The following is a 19,236-nucleotide window of genomic DNA, read 5'->3' on the forward strand; positions in this document are numbered from 1 at the left end:
TGGGCGACATGTCAAAACACGGCCCGCAGGGCCCATCAGAAGAGGAGCAGTCATGCCCCAGGTTTCCGTCAGCACATCCGTGGCCGCCCCCGCCGACAAGGTGTGGGCGATCATCACCGACTTCGACCGCTTCGGTGAGTGGAACACCATCCACACCGAGTTCCCCGACGGCGGCCCGGCCGCACTCGCCGTGGGCGCCGAGTACCGCGAGAAGATGACCCTGATCGGCATGCCCGCCGAGGTGGCCTGGACCGTCACCGAGGTCGAGGCCGGACGGGCCTACCGACTGCAGGGCAAGGGACCGATGGGGGTCTCGGTGGGCCAGTACTACGTGCTTGCCGACGAGGGTGAGGGCACCCTGGTCACGGTGGAGAACGAGTTCAAGGGCGCGGCCGTGAACATGATGGCGGCCCGGGTGAAGGAGGCCACCACCACCGCGCTCACCGAGTCGCTGGGCAAGCTCGCCGCCCTGGTCGGATAGGGCCGGATCCGGGTGTGGTCCTTGCGTGCGCCCGTCGCCTCCAAGGACCACACCGTCGGCGGAGTCCTCCCTAGCCACCTACAATTCTGGTACGAAACTGTTCTGTATCAAATGGAGTGCTGATGTCACGCGCCAACGGCGATGAGGCGATCCGTCGCCCTCGGATGACCCCCGACCGGGAGGCCGAGTTGCTGGTCGCGACCATCGACGTGCTGCGCGAGGTCAGCTATGAAGAGTTGTCGATGGACATGGTCGCGGCCCGGGCACGCTGCAGTAAGGCCACGCTCTACCGGCTGTGGCCGGGGAAGCCGCAGATCGTGGCGGCTGCGCTGTACGCCACGCGGCCGATGAAGCCGGAGGAGATCGACACCGGTACGCTTCGCGGCGATCTGCTGGCCATGGCACAGGTGTTGGGTCCCCACGGGGAGAAGGACGTGCCGCTGTTCGCCGCGCTCGGACACGCCGTACTGACCGATGAGACTCTCGCCGAGGCGATGCGCGAAACGCTGGTGCAGCCTTGGTTCGCGGATCTCATTGAGGTTGTCGACCGAGCAGTTGAGCGTGGCGAGCTGTCCCACCGGCCGTCCGCCACCGACTTCCTGCCGCAGATCCTGCTCAGCGTGATGGTCACCCGTCCGATGCTCGAAGGCATGCCCGCCGACACCGACTACCTGACCAGATGTGTCGACCAGTCGCTGCTGCCCGCGCTGCTCCACAGCTGATCGAGCGGCCTACCTCTCGGCGGGGGCGACGGGGCGACGGGGGCGAAAACCCATCCCCGTCGCCCTACCGCAGCTCCTCCGGGCACGGTGTCCCCCGTGGGAGTTGGTACGGCGCCGCCAGGCGGTAGGTCCCCGGCTTCGGGGCCAGCAGTACCGTCCACTTGTCGCCTGTTGCGTTCTCCGGTGCCTGGGTCAGGCAGCCGTTGGGGTTGTCGTACGTCTTCGGGGTGTCGTCGTCCTCGCGGTTCTTGGACGCCTCGGTCTCCTGTGGCGGCTCCAGGCTCTTGCCGTCGGCGTCGACGACGCTCAGCCACGGGGAGTACGGGATGCGGATGAGGACGCGGCCCGCCTTCTTCACCTCAAGGGTCATCTCGCCCTGTTCGGCCCGGTCGACGACGGCGTTGGGCTCGGCGAGCGGCGCGGGGTCGGTGACGGTGAAGAGCTGCCAGTTGGCGTCGCCCCAGACCTGCTTGAGGTACGGCATCCCGCGCTGGACGAGCTCACGTTCGCGTTCACCGCCGTCGCCGTCCAGTTCCCCCTTGGGCAGCACCACGTAGTGGACGGCCCAGCGCTGAAGCCACTCGTGGTAGTTCGCGGAGTTGAGGGTGTCGTCGTAGAAGAGGGGGTTGCGCTCCATGTCGGCCTGGCGGTTCCAGCCGCGGGCGAGGTTGACGTACGGGGCGAGGGCGGAGGCCTCACGGTGGGAGCGGGAGGGGACGACCTCCACGCGGCCCTTCTCGGCGCCGACGACCTGGAGTTCGTTGACCAGCGGGGCGAGCTCGCGTGCCCAGGACGCCGCCGGTGTCGTATGCACGACGTCGTCGACCGACTTGAAGCCGATCCACCCGGTGAATCCGACGAAGGCGAGGACGATGGCGTACCACTTGCGCGAGCGCGGCATCGTGAACGGCAGCGCGGCCATCAGCACGACGCCCGCGAACAGCATCGACAGCCGCGTGATGTTGGAGCCGATCTGGGAGTTGATCAGCCAGACGAGGAGTACGGAGAGGCCGTACACCGCTGACGTGATCCGTACCGTCTTCCACTCCTTGGGGACCAGGAGGTAGACGACCACCGCGGACAGGAACGGCAGCGTCGCCGAGCCGATGGCCATCGGCTGGGTGCCGGAGAAGGGGAACAGCCAGGCCGAGAGGGCCACCACGACGGCCGGCGCGATACCGAGGGCGTACGCGCCCGGACGGCGTTTCTGGAGGAAGAGAGCCACCGCGACCAGGCCGACGAACAGGCCGGCCACCGGCGACGAGGCGGTGGCGAGCGCGGCGAGCGGCGCCGCGCACAGGGCCTTCGCCCAGCGTTTGTAGCGCCAGCGGTACGGCCAGCAGAAGACGACGGCGACCGCGCCGAGCCCGAACAGCATGCCCAGGCCGTACGTCACCCGGCCCGAGGCGGCGTTGCAGAGCAGTGCGAACACGCCCGCGAGGGCCGGCCACAGCGGCTGCCGTACCGCCCTGCTGCGGATCAGGATGAGCGTCAGCAGGCTCGCCGAGAGCGTCCCCGCGATCATCATCGTCGTACGGACACCGAGCACCGACATCAGATACGGCGACACCACGCTGTACGACACCGGGTGCATCCCGCCGTACCAGGCGAGGTTGTACGCCGAGTCCGGATGCTGCCCCACGAACTCCGCCCACGCGTCCTGCGCCGCCAGGTCCCCGCCACTGTTCGCGAATGTGAAGAACCAGACGACGTGGAGTACGCCGGCGACGACGGTCGCGACGATGATGGGATGCCGGAGGAGACGGGTCAGCAGGGGTTCTCGGGTGGTCGACTTCGCGTCGCGTGTAGAGGGTGTCTCGTCGCGTGGAGGCAGTGCCTCGTCGCGTGTAGAGGGTTCGTTGTCCTGCGGACGGGGTTCGTTGTCCTGCGGGCCGCGTTCGTCGTCCTGGCGCCGGGGCTCGTCGTCCTGGCGCCGGGGCTCGTCGTCGTGGCGCCGGGGCTCGTCGTCGTGCCGATGGGGCTTGTTGTCCTGCGGGCGGCGTTCGCCGTTCTGCGGGCGGGACACGCCGTTCCGCTCACGGAACTCGTCATCGTGCGGACGGGTTTCGCCGTTCTGCCTACCGGCGGGCAGTGGTATTCGCGGGCCTGATCCTGGGCTGCCCGGATCGGCGTCATCGGCGTGTGTCGGCTCCGCTGTCGCCACTGCAAGGCACTCCCGTGTCCCGTTTTCCGTTCTCGGCCGGGACCCGCGGCCCGCGACCAGGCCGCCTAGCGACGCTAGCACGCACCCCGCCGGTGAGCGCCCGGGTGGGGCGTCATCGGCGAGGTGCGGGGCGCTCGGAGGGCGTTCACGAGGTGCTCGCCACGCCCTCCGGCGTACGCCCGCTCAACTGGACGCGGGTCAACTGACGCGGGTCAGCTTGGCGCCGAAGCCCGGCTCGGCGAGGTCCGACTGAAGCGCGACGGGGATCGTCACGGCGTGGTCGGAACCGTCGCCGACCGTCAGCTCACCGACGACCGTGCCCGCCTTGCCCGAGTGCGGAACCGTATCGCCACTTGCGGTGCCGATCGCGAGCTTCGTCTTCAGGCCGGGCCAGCCGACCGCCGTCATGTCCTTGGTGGCGACGACGGGGGTCTGGCCGCCGAGCTGGTCGTCCACGTAGCCGACGACGTCACCCTTCTTCACCACCGTGGCCGACGTCAGGCTCTGCTGGACCTTGTCGATGAGCTTCTGGCTGTTGGTGAGGGCCAGCTGGAGGCTGTCCCAGACCTTGCCCGTGCCCGCGTTCTGGCCGAGGACCGCGCCGTAGACGGTCTGGGTCTTGCCGTTCACGGTCTTGGTCGCGGCCCACACCAGGTTGCCGCCCGCCGGCGTCGACGAACCGGTCTTGAGACCGGTCACGCCGACCTGCTTCACCAGCAGGTCGTTGTTGTTGTAGATCATGCCGTCGAGCCCGGGGATCTTCGCGCTGGCCATCCCGACGATGCCGGCGAACACCGGGTTCTGCATGACCTCCTTGGCCAGCTTGAGCTGGTCGGTGGCGGTGCTCACCGTCGTCTTCTCCAGACCGCTCGGGTCCGTGTACGTCGAGTTCGTCATGCCGAGCTTCTTGGCGGCGTCGTTCATCTTGCCGACGAAGGTCTTGCTGTCGGAGTCCCAACGGGCCAGCAGCCGTGCCGCGTTGTTCCCCGACGGGATCATCAGCAGCTGGAGCATCTGCCGCTCCGTGAACTGCTGCCCCTTCGTCATGGCCGCCGTCGACTCGTCCACGTTCTTCGACTCGTCCTCGGCCTGCTGGTCGACGGTGATCTTCTCGCCGCCCTCGTTCCCCTTCAGCGGGTGCTCCTGAAGGATCACGTACGCCGTCATGATCTTCGCGACGCTCGCGATGGGCGCGGCCGTCTGCTTGCCGTCGGTACCGAGACTGCCGACGCCCTCGACCTCGATCGCCGACTGGCCCTGCCCCGGCCAGGGCAGGTCGAGGGTGCCGCCCTCGAACGTGTAAGTCGCGTCGGCGGTGAGCGTGAGGGCCGCCGCCGGGAGCGGTCGCACAGCCTGTACGACTGCAAAGATCACCGCGAGCAGAACGACCAGCGGGGTCCAGATCTTGACCCGCCGCACGATCGTCCGCACCGGGGTCTGCCGGGGCGGCGGCGTGTTCGTCAGCTCGGCCAGCAGATCCAGCGGCGGCTTGGGCGGCAGGGGCTGCTGGGTGGTGCGCTCGGGGCCGACCTGGGGACGGTCGGGGCCGACCTGCGGGAGGGCCGCGGTGCCCCCGGGGACGCCGGGGTTGGCCTTCGGCCTCGCCGGGGCGGGTTCGTCGAGCGGCTTGAGGGCGACGAACTTGCTGGTGCGTTCGGCGGGGGACTCGGGCTTGGGCTTGTCGGCGGTCTTGGGCTTGTCTTCTGCGGCCTTGGGCTTGTCGGTGGGCGGCTTGGTGTCGCCCAGCTTGAGCATGGTGGTGGGCTGGTCCACGGCAGGCCGACGCGGAGCCCTGAAGACTCCGGTGGGCTGGTCCACCTGGGGGTGCCCGGGGGTGTCCTTGGCCGCCTGGGGGGCCTGGGGGGCCTCGGAGGGGGCTGTGGCAGCGGCGGCGGAGCCCTTCGTGCTGGGCACCGCGTCGTCGGCCGCGCGCCCGTCCGATGCCTCGTGGGAGGCGCCGTCGGCGGCCTTCGGGGCGGCGCCTGCGTCACGCACGGACGCCTGCGCGCCAACCTCGGAGGCAGACTCCGCGCCCACGTCCCGCCCGGACGCATGCTCCGCCCCGACAGCCGCAGCGGACGGCGAGGCGTCCGCCTTGGGCTTGGCGTCGGCGTCTGCCTCAGGCTCAGTACCGGCGCAAGGCCCGGCCTTGGCAGCCGTCCCGCGCGCCGACACACTCCCGGCAGCGGACGACGAGGCCTCCGCCTTGGGCTTGGCATCAGAGTCGACGCGGGCGTCCGCCTCCGGCTCAGTACCAGCGCCGGTCCTGGCGCCAGGACCGGTGTTGGTGCCGGGCTCGGCCCTGGCAGCCGTCCCGCGCGCGGACGCGCTCGCGGCAGCGGCAGCCGCGGCGGACGGCGAGGCGTCCGCCTCAGGCTCAGCGCCGGTGCTGTCGGCGTCGTTGGCCGCAGGCCCCACGTCGGCAGCGCTGTCGCCTACGGACACGCTCGACGGCGCTCTCTCGGCGCCGGCGGCAGCCTGGGGCTCGTCGGCGGTCCCGGACTCGGGAGCGCCCTCCGTGTCGGCTGTGGCGGCGCCGGCCGCTCTCGCGGACCCGGACGCGGCAGCGCCCTCCGTCGCGGCACCCGCCGCACTCGCGGCCCCGTCGGCGTCTTTCGTCTCGGCCCCCGTCTCGGGCAGGGCTTCGCCCTCCCGCTCCCCATCGGCACCGGCACCGGTGGCATCCGTCGCACCGTCACGCGCGGAGGCGTCACTCGCGGAGGAGCCGTCACGGTCCGCCGGGTCGCCATCGCCCCCGGCTTCCGGCGTGGACCCCGCACCGGAACCCGACACGGCGCTCACCGCACCCGCGTCAGCGGCAACGTCCGCGCCGTCACCAGCCTTCGTACCCCCGTTGTCCCCCGAGGCACCCCCCGAGGACTTCTCCGTGTCGTCATCGGCGGTTGCCACCCAGGCGGCAACCGCCTCCCGGAGACGCGCGTCTCCGGGAGCGCGACCCTCAGCCCCCTCCGGGCCCTGGCCGACCGCACCGGACGGGACCGAACCCGACGAACCGTCGGAGCCCGCCCCGTCCGCACCGTCGGACGCGCTCACCGCCCCGTCCCTCACTGCCCGCGTCGAGAACACCGCCGTGGCCTGATCGACCCGCACCGTGGCAGCCCTGTCGCGGGCCACCGCCATGCGCGGGTCGACCGGGGCCGAAGCCGAAGCCGGCCCCACCCCCCGCACAGGACCCGGAACCGCGGCCGCCGTCCCCGACGTCGGTTCTCCCGACGATGCCGTCGCCGACGACTCGTGCTGCTTCGACCTGTCGGGGGACTCGCCCGCCACCGATGCCTCCTCCTGCGGCGCACACCCGCAGTGCGCCCATCCGAACCGTGAAAACGCGTGAAAACCCGTGAACCGCCGCCCGGACACCGCTGTCCGAACCATGTACCAGTGTCCTGTGTGAGGGCATGTCCCCCGCGGTAGACGAGAACGACATACCTACCGGTTCCACTACGAACCGGTCACGCCCTCTCGACAGATGAATGTGAGAGGGGTCACCCTGTCATTCATCCACGCGGGGAGGCATGGATGGGCAGGAGCCGCAGATCAATTCCGGAAGAGCTTCTTCTGCTGGCGCTGGACCCGACCACGGGTACCACCGCACAGCCGCAGTCGCTCGACCTCGGTCTGGCCGGAGCACAGCTAGTGGAGCTGGCGCTGGCCGGACGGATAGCCCCGGACGGGGATCGTATCGCCGTGGTAGTACCACGGCCGACTGGAGATCCAACACTGGACTGTGCGTTGGAACTGCTTCGCCGACGCGGAGCACCCGTACGCGCAGTGAACTGGATTGGCGGACCCCGCCTGGGGCTGCGCCAGACCTATCTCTCGCATCTGGAGAGGTGCGGCATGGTTCATGCCGTGGCCGGCCAGATGTGCGGGGTGCTGCCGACGACTCGCTACCAAGCGACGGACACGGCGATCAGCCGGGAGATCAAGGCCCGGCTGGACAGCGCGATCCGCACCGGCGTTCCGCCGGACCCGCGGACCGCGGCGCTCGCCGCACTGGCCCACGCGGTCGGACTCGGCAAGCACCTGTATCCGGGTAATGAGGGACGCTCGTCCCGCTCCCGGCTACGGGATCTGATCAGGCACGACCCTATGGGCGGCCTCGTGGCACACGCGGTCATGGACGTCCAGAACGGTGTGGCCGCACAGCCACGCCGGAGCCCGGCACCGGCAGGCCGTCCGGCCAGCGCCGGAGTCAGGTCCGCACCGGAACCCGCCCGCGGTGTTCCGATGCAACCGCGCCACAGTTCCATGGCGCGCGCCGTGGCCCACTGAGCCGCAGTACCACGGCACAACAGCAGCACCGCAGGACCGCAGAACCCGTACGACCGCACTACCAGCGCCGCACCGCAGTCCCCAGGAACCGGTCCGGGAGCCGCTGGCTCGCGCGGGGCGATGAGACCGTACGTCCGGACGACGACACGGCCTCACCGCCCCGCGCGGCCGCATATACGGCCGCGCGGGACACGGGCGCACGTACACGCGATCACGTGCCCACGCGCAGGAACACACGCGGACGTACCCACGCGGACCTGTCCACGCGCACACACGCGCGCGAACGTACCCGCGCGCACATGCTCACGCGCGCGTACTCCCGCGCATCCAGGCGCTCTTACCAGCCAGATCCCCTAACTGGCGCCCACCCAGCGCATATCCACGGTTTCCCAGCGGTAGAAAGCACCTTGGTGGCAGTCTGCTCAACAGCAGATACGCAAAGTAGAGGTTCGCAGCCGGAGGTGCACGTCCCGTGGCGTCAAGTGTCAATCCCACCGTCCGGCGGCGCCGGCTGGGCCAGGAGCTGCGCCGGCTCCGTGAGCTCAAGGGCATGACGGCCGAAGAGGTCGCCGAGCGACTGCTGGTCTCCCAGTCGAAGATCAGCCGTCTGGAGAACGGGCGGCGCAGTATCAGCCAACGCGATGTCCGCGATCTCTGCGGGGTCTACGAGGTCGAGGACGTCCGCATCGTCGACTCGCTGATGCAGATGGCCAAGGACTCACGCCAGCAGGGCTGGTGGCACTCCTTCGGCGACATCCCGTACAGCGTCTACATCGGTCTGGAGACGGACGCCGCGAGCCTGCGTGTGTACGACCCCCAGGTCGTCCCCGGGCTGTTGCAGACCCGGCCGTACGCGGAGGCTCTGATCGCCGGTGCGCTACCGGAGACCGCGACAGGCGAGATCGAGAAGCGCGTCCAGGTGAGACTGCGCCGACAGGAACGCATCTCCGCCCCGGAGAACCCGCTCCGCCTGTGGACCGTCCTCGACGAGGCCGCCCTGCGCCGGGTCGTCGGCAACCGCTCCCTGATGCGTGAGCAGTTGGAACACCTCGTCGAGCAGTCGCAGTTCCCGCACGTCACGGTGCAGGTGATCCCGTTCGAGATGGGCGCGCATCCGGGGCTGAACGGGCAGTACGCGATCCTGGAGTTCCCCGACGCGGCGGACTCCAGCGTCGTCTACATCGAGGGTGTCACCAGCGACCTGTATCTGGAGAAGGCTAACGACGTCCAGAAGTACAGCGTGATGTACGAGCATCTGCGGGCCCAGGCCCTGAACGTGGAGCAGTCGCGGCAGTTCATCGCGGACATCGCGAAAGAGTACGCACGCTGAGACTCGCGAGACTCAGAGGGGCACCCTCGTCGCGAGGGTGCCGGACTCTACACCTTCGTCACTCCCGAGCGGAAGCTCCATTGGAATATGCCATCCGGTCGAGTGAATACTTCATTCGCCTGCCGATGTTGGCGAGTAGCGTCGATCACGCCATCAAGCAACAACGTTGGCGCAAACCGACCCGCGGGTTCCGGAAGGAACCCGTTGTGCGGTGACAGCAACTCAACAACTGGCTACCGGAGTGAACATGGCAATCCAGCAAGGCGCGCAGAACACCTGGACCAAGTCCTCGTATTCCACTGGCAATGGCGCATGCGTCGAGGTCAAGTCCCCCGTTCTCGCGGCGATGGCCGTACGGGACTCCAAGGTCCCCGGGGGCCCCACGCTGGCGTTTCCCGCAAGTTCGTGGAACGCCTTCGTGGCAGAGGTGAGCCGGGGTACTTCCGACCTCGACTGATGCACAGGTACCGCCCACCACCACAACTGCAATGACCAACCGCATACGCACCACCGACAGAGCCCTCTCGACTGGCCCGCCGTCCTAGCCGAGGGGGCTCGGCTTTTCCCCCACCGCGCCGCTCTACGATCGTCTACACGATCTTCTACCTGAGCCGGTCCACGTACTTGTCCGTCCCCGGCACCGTCGGGATGAACGGCGCCACCAACTCCACCTTCCCCAGGCCCACTTCCGCGACCGCCGTGTCCATCCCGGCGAAGTAGCCCTCCCAGCAGTCCCGTGGATCCGCCTCCAGGAACCACAGCAGCGTCAGCCGCGTATCCACCCCCTCGACCTGCTTGACGTACGTCATCCGGTCACCGGGGAGCGGGGTCGGGCGGAAGATCGTGACCAGCGCGGACGGGGACCCCGCGAGCCGTTTCGGGAGGTGCCGGGAGCGCAGCCATTCCAGCAACTCGGCGCGCTGCTCGGCGGATTCGGCGTCGATGACCTGCAACACCAGGCCCGCGTACGGGTGGTCGAGGGCGTGGAAGTCACGGGGGCCCGCGGCTCCGTCCCGGTAGACGGTGGCCTCGTGGTCCTGGAAGGCCGTGAACACGTGGGTACGGTCCTGGTAGACGCGGCCGTCGCGATTGAGCCGTTTGTTGATGCCGACGGTCCACTTCATGTGGTCGTCGTAGCGGCCGTCGGTGACCCAGTAGGTGGAGAGGTAGCAGCCGGCGGTGACGGGCTGGGCGACCGCCGACTTCTCCGGGTGGCGCAGGAGTTGGAGATCGCGGGTGGCGACCCAGCGGCGGCCCGCGTACATCCAGGGCATCGCCATCGCGCCGGCGTAGTAGTGATCGTCCTCGTACCAGCGGTTGTACGCGTACTCGTGGCCCGGATGCGGTTCGACCATGGTGATCAGGGCATGGCCCGGGTGGACGCCGTACGGGCCGACGGCGGCCAGCTCCGCGTACACCTCGCTACGGGTCTCCTCGCTACGGGTCTCCTCGCTGCGGGTCTCCTCGCTCACGTCACTCCCCTTCCTTCCTCCGTTGGACGCCCATACTCTGACGCCCCGTCAGGAAATGTGCCATAGCCGGGGAGGCGTCCGATGTCAGCACTGCTCGCGGGCAGGACCATCGTCGTGTCGGGGGTCGGAGCCGGTCTCGGCCATCAGGTCGCGGCGGCCGTGGTGCGGGACGGCGGCAACGCCGTGCTCGGGGCGCGTACGGAGGCGAATCTCGCCAAGTGTGCGGCCGAACTCGATCCGGACGGCGCGCACACGGCGTACCGGGCCACGGACATCACGGACGAGGGGCAGTGCGAGGATCTGGCCGCGCTCGCGGTGGAGCGGTTCGGGCGGATCGACGGCGTCGTCCATGTGGCCGCCTGGGACAGCTACTTCGGGGGCCTCGAGGACGCCGACTTCGCCACCTGGCAGTCGATCATCGACGTGAACCTGCTGGGGACGCTGCGGATGACCCGCGCCTGCCTCCCCGCGCTGAAGGCGGGCGGCGGCTCGGTCGTCGTCATCGGGACCCAGTCGGCGGTGGCCGCGCCTTCACAGGTGCGGCAGGCGGCGTACGCGGCGTCGAAGGGCGCGCTGACGAGTGCGATGTACTCGCTCGCCCGGGAGCTCGGCCCGCACCGGATACGGGTCAACACCGTGCTGCCGGGCTGGATGTGGGGGCCGCCGGTCCAGGCGTACGTCCAGTTCACCGCGCACACCGAGGGCGTACCGGAGGCGGAGGTACTGGCGCGGCTCACCGGGCGGATGGCGCTGCCCGAGCTGGCCACGGACGGGGACGTCGCGGACGCCGCGGTGTTCCTGGCGTCCGACCGGGCTCGGGCGATCACAGGGCAGTCGCTGCTGGTGAACGCGGGCGAATTAATGCGTTAGCTGCCGATGTGACACCCTCCAGTTGTTCATGAACATGAACCGAGGTCAGCAACCAGAACATTTTTACTCCCTCTTGACCATACGGGCTGTTGTCGCCGCCATGCCGCCGAACCCACGATGAGCGGGCACTTCGTGGCCTCTTTGGGCTGCACCGGAGAAGTGCTGCGCGTGTCATCGCAGTTCACAAGGCGGACCCTGGGAGGGGGCATATGAACAGTCTCGACTGGGCCGTGCTCATCGGCTACTTCGGTGTGATGGTCCTGATCGGCGTCTGGTCCCACAAGCGGGTGGACGACGTCAGCGACTTCTTCACGGCCGGAGGAAAGATGCCGTGGTGGCTGTCCGGCATCTCGCACCACATGTCCGGCTACAGCGCGGTGATGTTCACCGGGTACGCGGCGATCGCCTATACCTACGGCATCACGTCGTACGTCACCTGGTCCTTCCCCATCGCCATCGGCATCGCGATCGGCGCGAAGCTCTTCGCCCCGCGGCTCAACCGGGTGCGCTCACGGCTGCACGTGGCCTCGCCGCTGGAGTACCTGAAGAACCGGTACAACCTGCCCACCCAGCAGGCCCTCGCCTGGTCCGGTGTGCTGCTGAAGATCGTGGACGTCGGCGCCAAGTGGGCCGCCATCGCGACCCTGTTGTCCGTGTTCACGGGCGTTTCGCTCAACATGGGCATCCTCATCACCGGCGCGGTGACGGCCATCTACTGCACGGTCGGCGGGCTCTGGGCCGACGCGCTCACCGAACTCGGCCAGTTCGTCATCCAGTTCATAGCCGGTATCGCGATGCTCGTCTCGGTCCTGTCCGAGCTGGGCGGCTTCAACCAGCTGTGGAACGTCTGGGACGCCCCGGCGCTCGACGGCCACACCAAGCCGCTGGCCGGCCCGTACATGATGGTCTTCCTGATCGCCTATCTCTTCATCAAGACCTTCGAGTACAACGGCGGCATGTGGAACCAGGCCCAGCGCTACATGGCCACCGACTCCGCGAAGTCCGCGACGCGCTCGGCCATCCTGTCCGCCTCGCTCTGGCTGATCTGGCCGCTGGTGCTGTTCTTCCCCATGTGGGTCGCGCCGCTGGTCATCAAGACGGACGTGCCGTCGGACTCGTACGCGCTGATGGCCGAGAAGCTGCTGCCGCACGGCCTGTTGGGCCTGGTCATCGTCGGCTTCTTCTCCCACACGATGGCGATGTGCTCCTCCGACGCCAACGCGATCTCCGCCGTCGTGACGCGCGACATCATGCCCGCCGTCTCGAAGAAGGCACGCGAGTGGGACACCCGGGCCGGGCTGCTGGCCGCGCGCCTGACCACGCTGCTCTTCCTCGGCCTTTCGATGTCCATCGCGACGCAGGTCAACTCCGCCTTCTTCGGCGACATCATCACGGTGGTCATCAAGTGGGTCGCCGGCCTTATGGGCCCGATCGCGATCCCGCTGATGCTCGGCCTGCTGCCCTGGTTCCGCAAGAGCGGTCCCACCGCCGCCCTGATCAGCTGGGGCGTCGGCCTGCTCACCTTCTGGCTGGTCAACTACCCGATCAGCTGGAACGTCGACGGCGGCGTGCCGCTGCAGTACCAGATATCGGTTCCGCTGGCTGTCTCCCTCGTCCTCTACATCCTCATCGGATACATCAAGCCGGAGGACACCCCGGAACGGGACGCACTCATCGCGAAGATCAACAGCGACGACGGTGGGTCGGCGGGAGCGGCCGCGATCCCCAGCCAGGCGGGCACCACGAGCCCGTCAGGCGCCGGCCTTTAGCCCGTCCGCCGCTGGAAATCTTTCAGCCCGTCCGGCGTTTGAGGACGAGGCCGTTCAGGCCGAAAGCGGGGGTCTGGGGGCGCAGCCCCCAGGTACGGGACGGGTAGGGGCGGAGGGGGCGAAAAACCCTCCGCCCTCACGCCCGCGGATACCGGGTGAGCCACCCGGGAGACGACCCCCCGGGCCCGTGCAACGCCGGCCCCTGCGTCATCTCCATCGCGAAGTCGTCCGCCAGGACAAGCATCGTGGGACGGCCCTCCAGCTCGGCCAGCCAGGCCGGCGGGAGGGCCGTCTCGCCATGCAGGGCGCCCAACAGCCCCCCGGTGAGGGCCCCCGCCGCCCCCGAGGGCCCACCGTGGTTCACCGCGAGGCACAGCCCATGCCGAATGTCCTCCCCGACCAGGGCGCAGTACACGGCGACCGACAGCAACCGCTCCGCCGTACCCTCCCCCGCGAGCTCCTCGACCCGGGACGCCGTGGGCATGCCCTGCCGCACGGCCCCCAGGGCGTGCTGGAGCGCCTCCGTGACGGGCTGGTGCCCCGGGCGCGCGGCCAGCATCCCCTGGGCCCGCTGCACGGCCCCGTCGAGGCTCTCGCCGCGAGCCAGCCCGTGCACGATGACGGCGTACGCCCCCGCCGACAGGTACGCCGTACCGTGCCCGTGGGTCTGCGCGGCGCACTCGACGGCGAGCTGCATCACGAGCTGCGGCTCCCAGCCGACGAGGAGCCCGAAGGGCGCGGAGCGGGCGGCGGCCTCGGGGCCGGGCTCCCCCGGGTTCTTGGGGGCGTCCAGCGTGCCCATGGTCTCGTCGCCGAAGCCGAGCAGGCAGGAGCGGGCGGGGTCGCGGCGGGCGTACAGCCACTCCTCGCGGGCCAGCCAGCCGTCTTCCTTGCGGCGCTCGTCGGGGCCCCAGTCGCTCTGGGTCGCGGCCCAGCGGCGGTAGGCCCGGTGGAGGTCGGTGGGCGGGTGCCAGGCGCCGGTGTCACGACGTACCTGGGCGCGGACCAGCCCGTCGAGGGTGAAGAGCGTGAGCTGGGTGAGATGCGTGACGGCGCCCCGCCTGCCGTGCCCGAAGGTCAGGTCGGTGAGGCCCTCGGCGCCGTACGACTCCCGGATCTCCTCCAGGCTGAGCCCGTCGAGAGGCGCACCGAGCGCGTCGCCGACGGCCGTACCCAGCAGCGTTCCGCGCACCCGGCTACGGAAGTCCTGCTGTTCGGCACGGCCCCAGACGGCACCGGCTGTCGCACCCACCGAGACCTCCCAGCCACCGTCCGCACGTCCGACTGCCCAGCACTGTAATCGACCGGGAACGGTCAGTTCAGGGCCGGAACGGTATGCGAGATGTGGCGCTACCGATCACCTTTGACTGGCGTTCGACCCGAATTCTCCGTAATGCGGCCCAGACGGGGCGCCGGGTGCTACTCCGGGCCCCGCTCCTGAAGGGCGTCGAGCGCCACGCTGAGCTGGTCGAGGAGTGGGGTAAGGGCGGCTCGGTCGGCGACGGGGTCGTGAATGAGTGCGTCACGCACCCGTGTCAGCCTGTCGAGATCTCCCCAACCCCATGGCTCGGACTGCATGAGCTCGACGGCGTGCGACATGGCTTCCAACACCTCGGGGAGGAGGCCAAGTTCAAGGAGCACCATGCTTCGGACGGTGTGCGCCCACCTGTAATCGGGGTTCCCTTCGACAGCACGGTCCGCGTCGGCCAACGCCCGCTCATATTCGTGCTGTTGGAGATGGATCTCAGCCCGATGGCACAGTGCCCAGGCGTAATCCGGCCTGAGCGCGATGGCCCGGTCCAGGTCCGCGAGCGCTTCGTCGGGCCCGCCCGGTCCGTTCCGGCAGACACCACGGCTCGCGTACGCCGACGCGTATGTGCCGTCGAGTCCGATGGCACGGTCGTAGTCGGCAAGAGCCTCCTCGCGGCGGCCCGCGAGGCGCAGGGCGTCGCCGCGCTCGCACGCCACCCAGGCCTGCTCGCGGCCCAGCTCGACCGCCCTGTCGAGATCGGCCAGTTGCTCCACATGCTCGCCGCGCGAACGCCGTACACGCGCTCGTCGCACCAGCGCCCAGACGTGCGCCGGGTCCAGTTCGAGCGCCCGGTCCAGGTCGGCGAGGGCCCCGTCGGTCTGGCCCATGCTGTACCGGGCGACACCCCGGGCGGCCCAAGTGCCCGCCAATCCCGGGTCGAGCGCGACGGCCCGGTCCAGGTCCCGCATCGCCTCATCCGAGTGGCCCAGCATCCGGTGGTAGTCGCCTCGCACGAACAGAATCTCGGCCGTGCCGGGCGCGAGTTCGTCGGCCCGGTCCAATGTGGCGATGGCGGCCTCGTACTCGCCCTGATGGGCACGGGTCACACCCAGGCCGTAGTACGCCCGCGCCAGTTCGGGGTCGAGCGCGATGGCCTGCTCGTACTCGGCCCGGGCCCGCTCGAAGTCGCCGTTGACACGGAGCACGCGCCCGCGCAGCATCCGCACCACCGCCTGCCCCCGGATGTCGAGTCCTCCCCGGTTCAGCAGCATCCCGAGCGCGTCGTGGATTCCGTCCTCGATGGCGGCGAGGAGGTCACGTCCCCAGCGGCCGACGTCGGCCGCGTCCCCGTCCTCCCCCGCCTCCACGAGCATCCGCGCCCACGTCCGGCCCACGACGTCGTCCTGGCCGCAGGCGTCGGCGACATCGCGCAGCACCACCGGCAGCGCAGCCCGCGCCCCCGCGCACAGCAAGTGGTACGACTCCGCGAGCCGCAACTCCCGCCACGCTTCGTCCGCCCACAACTCATCCGTATCGAGGCCGACTTCAGCCTCCGCCCGCCATCCGGCGAAGGTCTGCGCGAGCCGCGCGTGCCGCTCGGCCCAGCGGCGTGGGGAGTGCCGACGCTGCAACCGCAGCATCGGGGCGCGTACGACGTCGTGGTACTGCACCCGGTCCCCGCGGTCGCTGACGAAGGGCAGCGACCGCAGCCAGCCGAACAACGTGTCGGCCTCCTCCTCCGGACAGCCCACGGCGGCCAGGAAGATGTCCGCCTCCAGGCGCCGGGGCAACGCACAGGCGAGCGCGGCGGCCCGCCGTACCGGATCCTGCTCCCACTTCAGGAACCGTTCGACGGCGGTGGCGCTCGGGTCGCCCACATCGTCCGGGTCGGCCGGCCGCGCCTCGGCCAGCGTGGACACCAGCACCGGCAGGCCGCCCGTGAGCCGCAGCACCTCCTCGACGACCGGCTCCGCCACCACGCCCTTGCCGGCGAGCAGCCCTCGCGCCTCGGCCTCCGTGAACGGCCCCAACGGGAGGTCCGTCACGAAGTCCGCGAAGCCGCCCCAGCGGCCGGTGTCGAAGGCCCGCTGCCCTGCCGTCACGACCACGGTGTTGGCCGGCAGCGAACCGCGGTACCGGTCCGTCGTCATCACGTCGTGCAGCCAGCCGTCGAGAAAGGGGCCGGTCCGCTCGTACGTGTCGAAGAACAGCACGATCCAGGGGGCTGCGTCGGCGGCATCGGCGAGTTCGGCGAGCAGGACAGGTGTGAGGACGCGCTCGGGCGACAGCACCAGCTGCACATCCTCCTGGTTGCGGAAGCGGGCACTCAGCCCCGCACGCAACCGGTCGGCTCCTTGCGCGAGTTGGGCCGGGTCGATGGCACCGGCGAACGCCCCGACGCCGGGCACGAGCCCCAGTCCGACAAGGCCCGCGCGGGCGGCGGCCATGCTCGCGGGCGACGGCTGGGGTTCGAGCATCTCGACGGTCTCCATGACCGTCGACTCTGCCTCGTGCCGTCGCTCCCGGTGAGTGGCCAGCAACCGGTCGAGTTCCTTGAACCGGTGCCCCTGCCGCGCGAACCGGTCACTGATGCCCGCCATCGCCTCGGGAACACTGCCCACGCTCTCGTCGACGTAGGCGGTCAGCGCCCCGCGCTCCCGCGCGAGTTGCTCCAACTCCCGTACGAGGAAGCTCTTTCCGACCCCCGCGTTCCCGTGCACATGAAACAGGAACCGGTGCCGTTCGTCCTCCGGCGCCAGCTCCAGGTTCTCCCGGAACGCGGCACGCTCGGCCCCCCGCCCGACGAACCCGCGCCGCCCGCGGTCCCTGATCAGCTCCCGCATCGACGGACGCGCCCGCACCATTAGCCCGACTCCTCCCCATCGCCCGTCCGGACCGGTCTCCAGTCTGACCCAACTCGCCCGAAAACACCCAGGTGTTGGCCGTTCGGCACGTCGGCCATAGTGGGAACATGCCGCTCTCCAGAACCCCCCACTCCACTGTCCTCCACCTCACCTCCACCCTCCTCACCGCCACGGTCGCGCTCTACATCACCCTTGTCGCTTTCGGCAACATCACGGACTTCGGCACCAACCAGCAGTTCGTCCGCCATGTACTCGCGATGGACACGACGTTCAAGGACGACGATCTGATGTGGCGGGCCATCACGTCACACACCTGGCAGGACGCCGCGTACATCGCGATCATCGCGTGGGAGACGGTCGCGGCCCTCGTCCTCATCGCCGGAACGTACCTATGGGCCCGCCGCGACGACACCCGCGCCCGCTCCGTCTCCACCCTCGGCCTGCTGATGCTCCTGCTCCTCTTCGGCGCCGGTTTCATCGGTATCGGCGGCGAGTGGTTCTCCATGTGGCAGTCGGGCGACTGGAACGGGCTGGATGCGGCGATGCGGGTGTTTCTGCTGAGCGGGGTCGTGCTGGTGGTCATTCATCTACTGCCTGTCGCGGCAGGCGCACGGGGAAGCAGGTCGGGGAGCTCCGACTGACAGTCGGTCGCACCAGGTGACGTTGCAGAAATAGAAGCCCGCGTCCACGATCTACTCAAGTTCGTGGACGCGGGCGGCGCGCTGCGGGTGCCTTTCCGCCCAGTCTCGAATCTTTTCGCTTCCGGTCCCCGACCCTTGCGATTTCTGTGAAAGAGGGGCCCGATGTCCGTCCGTTCACTGGTGGCTGTGGCGGCCGCCGCGGTGCTCGCCGCGGGAGCGTGCGTTGTGGGATTGGCCACGGCTCCCGCCGACAACGCGCCGGGCAAGGCACTGGACAACGGTCTGGCGCTCACTCCGCAGATGGGGTTCAACAACTGGAATTCCACTCAATGCACCTCGACATTCAGCGAAGAAATGATCAAGGGCATAGCAGATCTTTTCGTATCTTCCGGTCTCAAAGACGCCGGCTACGAGTACGTGAATCTTGACGACTGCTGGGCGCTTCCCACACGCGACGCCAACGGCAATCTGGTGGCCGATCCGGTGCGCTTCCCGGACGGCATAAAGGCCGTCGCCGATTACGTGCACTCCAAGGGCCTGAAGTTCGGCCTTTACTCCAGCGCCGGGACCAAGACCTGCAGCGACGTGGCCGGGTTCCCCGGTTCGCTCGACCATGAGCAGCAGGACGCCGACCTGTGGGCTTCCTGGGGCGTGGACTACCTGAAGTACGACAACTGCAACAACGACGGACAGAGCGCCACGCAGCGCTATGCCACGATGCGCGACGCCCTGGTGGCCACCGGACGGCCGATCCTGTACGCCATCTGCGAATGGGGCGAGAGCGAGCCCTGGACCTGGGCCGCGCCGGTCGGCAACTCCTGGCGCACCACCCTCGACATCACCGACACCTACAGCAGCATGGTGTCGATCTACAAAGCGAACATCCAGCTCGGCCGGTACGCGGGGCCCGGTCACTGGAACGACCCCGACATGCTGGAGATCGGCAACGGGGGCATGACCGACCTCGAATACCGCTCCCAGTTCAGCCTCTGGTCGATGATGGCGGCGCCACTGATCATCGGCACCGATATCCGGGAGGCGACTCCGGCCACGATGGAGATCCTGAGCAACTCCGACGTCATCGCCGTCGATCAGGACCCACTCGGAGTGCAGGGCACCGAGATCAGTTCGGCGAACGGCCTGCACGTGATCACCAAGCCACTGAAGAACGGCGACCGGGCCGTCGCACTGTTCAACGAGACCGACGCGGCAGCCACCATCAGCACCACGGCCTCGGCCGTCGGCCTCCCCAAGACCTCCGGGTACACGGTCAAGGACCTGTGGGCAGGCACGACCGGCGAGTCCACGGGTGAGATCAGCGCCGTCGTACCCCCACACGGAACCACGATGCTCCGCATCCAGGCGCGCGGCGACTGAC

Annotated in this window: 14 protein-coding genes and 1 pseudogene; 10 read left to right on the plus strand and 5 right to left on the minus strand. The window is 69.3% G+C overall.

Annotation, left to right across the window (positions count from 1 at the left end; genetic code table 11):
- Positions 1-52 precede the first annotated feature (52 nt).
- Both AB0N66_RS12320 and AB0N66_RS12325 read left to right on the plus strand, forming a co-directional pair.
- Positions 53-481 carry an SRPBCC family protein gene (locus AB0N66_RS12320; protein ID WP_365432123.1) on the plus strand — a complete coding sequence of 143 codons (429 nt, stop codon included), beginning with the start codon at positions 53-55 and terminating at the stop codon, positions 479-481.
- A gap of 122 nt (positions 482-603) precedes the next feature.
- A complete protein-coding gene (locus tag AB0N66_RS12325) occupies positions 604-1,203 on the plus strand; it encodes a TetR/AcrR family transcriptional regulator C-terminal ligand-binding domain-containing protein (protein ID WP_365432126.1) in 600 nt (199 codons plus the stop codon).
- 64 nt (positions 1,204-1,267) lie between these two features.
- On the opposite strand, the gene AB0N66_RS12330 is transcribed toward AB0N66_RS12325, so the two are convergent.
- The gene (locus AB0N66_RS12330) at positions 1,268-2,977 is read right to left on the minus strand and encodes an MFS transporter (RefSeq protein ID WP_365432728.1); all 1,710 of its coding nucleotides are present in this window, start codon (positions 2,975-2,977) and stop codon (positions 1,268-1,270) included.
- A 588-nt stretch (positions 2,978-3,565) separates the two neighbouring features.
- Positions 3,566-6,421 (minus strand): serine hydrolase, encoded by a 2,856-nt coding sequence (locus AB0N66_RS12335; protein ID WP_365432129.1) that lies wholly within the window; start codon positions 6,419-6,421, stop codon positions 3,566-3,568.
- A 58-nt stretch (positions 6,422-6,479) separates the two neighbouring features.
- On the opposite strand from AB0N66_RS12335, the gene AB0N66_RS12340 reads away from it, so the two are divergent.
- From AB0N66_RS12340 to AB0N66_RS12355, 4 genes are all read left to right on the plus strand, one after another.
- A complete protein-coding gene (locus AB0N66_RS12340) occupies positions 6,480-6,719 on the plus strand; it encodes a hypothetical protein (protein ID WP_365432132.1) in 240 nt (79 codons plus the stop codon).
- 185 nt (positions 6,720-6,904) lie between these two features.
- Positions 6,905-7,660, plus strand: a complete 756-nt coding sequence (locus AB0N66_RS12345; protein ID WP_365432135.1) for a GPP34 family phosphoprotein — start codon at positions 6,905-6,907, stop codon at positions 7,658-7,660.
- 472 nt (positions 7,661-8,132) lie between these two features.
- Positions 8,133-8,990, plus strand: a complete 858-nt coding sequence (locus AB0N66_RS12350; protein WP_365432138.1) for a helix-turn-helix transcriptional regulator — start codon at positions 8,133-8,135, stop codon at positions 8,988-8,990.
- A 247-nt stretch (positions 8,991-9,237) separates the two neighbouring features.
- On the plus strand, positions 9,238-9,447 hold the full coding sequence (locus AB0N66_RS12355; protein WP_365432141.1) for a DUF397 domain-containing protein: 210 nt from the start codon (positions 9,238-9,240) through the stop codon (positions 9,445-9,447).
- Between the two features lie 145 nt (positions 9,448-9,592).
- Here AB0N66_RS12355 and AB0N66_RS12360 read toward each other — a convergent pair whose 3' ends face one another.
- On the minus strand, positions 9,593-10,462 hold the full coding sequence (locus AB0N66_RS12360; protein ID WP_365432144.1) for a hypothetical protein: 870 nt from the start codon (positions 10,460-10,462) through the stop codon (positions 9,593-9,595).
- Between the two features lie 81 nt (positions 10,463-10,543).
- On the opposite strand from AB0N66_RS12360, the gene AB0N66_RS12365 reads away from it, so the two are divergent.
- The gene (locus tag AB0N66_RS12365; protein WP_365432147.1) at positions 10,544-11,332 is read left to right on the plus strand and encodes an SDR family oxidoreductase; all 789 of its coding nucleotides are present in this window, start codon (positions 10,544-10,546) and stop codon (positions 11,330-11,332) included.
- 209 nt (positions 11,333-11,541) lie between these two features.
- Positions 11,542-13,101 carry a sodium:solute symporter family protein gene (locus AB0N66_RS12370; RefSeq protein ID WP_365432150.1) on the plus strand — a complete coding sequence of 520 codons (1,560 nt, stop codon included), beginning with the start codon at positions 11,542-11,544 and terminating at the stop codon, positions 13,099-13,101.
- A 136-nt stretch (positions 13,102-13,237) separates the two neighbouring features.
- On the opposite strand, the gene AB0N66_RS12375 is transcribed toward AB0N66_RS12370, so the two are convergent.
- Entirely contained in the window at positions 13,238-14,353 is a 1,116-nt protein-coding gene (locus AB0N66_RS12375) for an ADP-ribosylglycohydrolase family protein (RefSeq protein ID WP_365432153.1), read from the minus strand.
- 167 nt (positions 14,354-14,520) lie between these two features.
- Positions 14,521-17,217, minus strand: coding sequence for a tetratricopeptide repeat protein (locus AB0N66_RS12380; RefSeq protein ID WP_365432156.1), 2,697 nt, complete (start codon positions 17,215-17,217; stop codon positions 14,521-14,523).
- Between the two features lie 107 nt (positions 17,218-17,324).
- Here AB0N66_RS12380 and AB0N66_RS12385 point away from each other — a divergent pair, with 107 nt between their 5' ends.
- Positions 17,325-17,858, plus strand: a complete 534-nt coding sequence (locus AB0N66_RS12385; RefSeq protein ID WP_365432159.1) for a DUF2165 domain-containing protein — start codon at positions 17,325-17,327, stop codon at positions 17,856-17,858.
- Between the two features lie 162 nt (positions 17,859-18,020).
- Positions 18,021-19,223, plus strand: a pseudogene (locus AB0N66_RS12390) (glycoside hydrolase family 27 protein); the annotation flags it as partial.
- Positions 19,224-19,236: the final 13 nt, after the last annotated feature.

Origin of the sequence: Streptomyces sp. NPDC093544, from assembly GCF_040683495.1 — a bacterium.
In the GTDB taxonomy this organism is placed as follows: domain Bacteria; phylum Actinomycetota; class Actinomycetes; order Streptomycetales; family Streptomycetaceae; genus Streptomyces.

Bases quoted from the DNA above. Each gene is read 5' to 3' on its own strand.
- AB0N66_RS12320 (WP_365432123.1), top strand. From the start codon at position 53: ATGCCCCAGGTTTCCGTCAGCACATCCGTGGCCGCCCCCGCCGACAAG.
- AB0N66_RS12325 (WP_365432126.1), top strand. From the start codon at position 604: ATGTCACGCGCCAACGGCGATGAGGCGATCCGTCGCCCTCGGATGACC.
- AB0N66_RS12345 (WP_365432135.1), top strand. From the start codon at position 6,905: ATGGGCAGGAGCCGCAGATCAATTCCGGAAGAGCTTCTTCTGCTGGCG.
- AB0N66_RS12355 (WP_365432141.1), top strand. From the start codon at position 9,238: ATGGCAATCCAGCAAGGCGCGCAGAACACCTGGACCAAGTCCTCGTAT.
- AB0N66_RS12365 (WP_365432147.1), top strand. From the start codon at position 10,544: ATGTCAGCACTGCTCGCGGGCAGGACCATCGTCGTGTCGGGGGTCGGA.
- AB0N66_RS12370 (WP_365432150.1), top strand. From the start codon at position 11,542: ATGAACAGTCTCGACTGGGCCGTGCTCATCGGCTACTTCGGTGTGATG.
- AB0N66_RS12380 (WP_365432156.1), bottom strand. From the start codon at position 17,217: ATGGTGCGGGCGCGTCCGTCGATGCGGGAGCTGATCAGGGACCGCGGG.
- AB0N66_RS12385 (WP_365432159.1), top strand. From the start codon at position 17,325: ATGCCGCTCTCCAGAACCCCCCACTCCACTGTCCTCCACCTCACCTCC.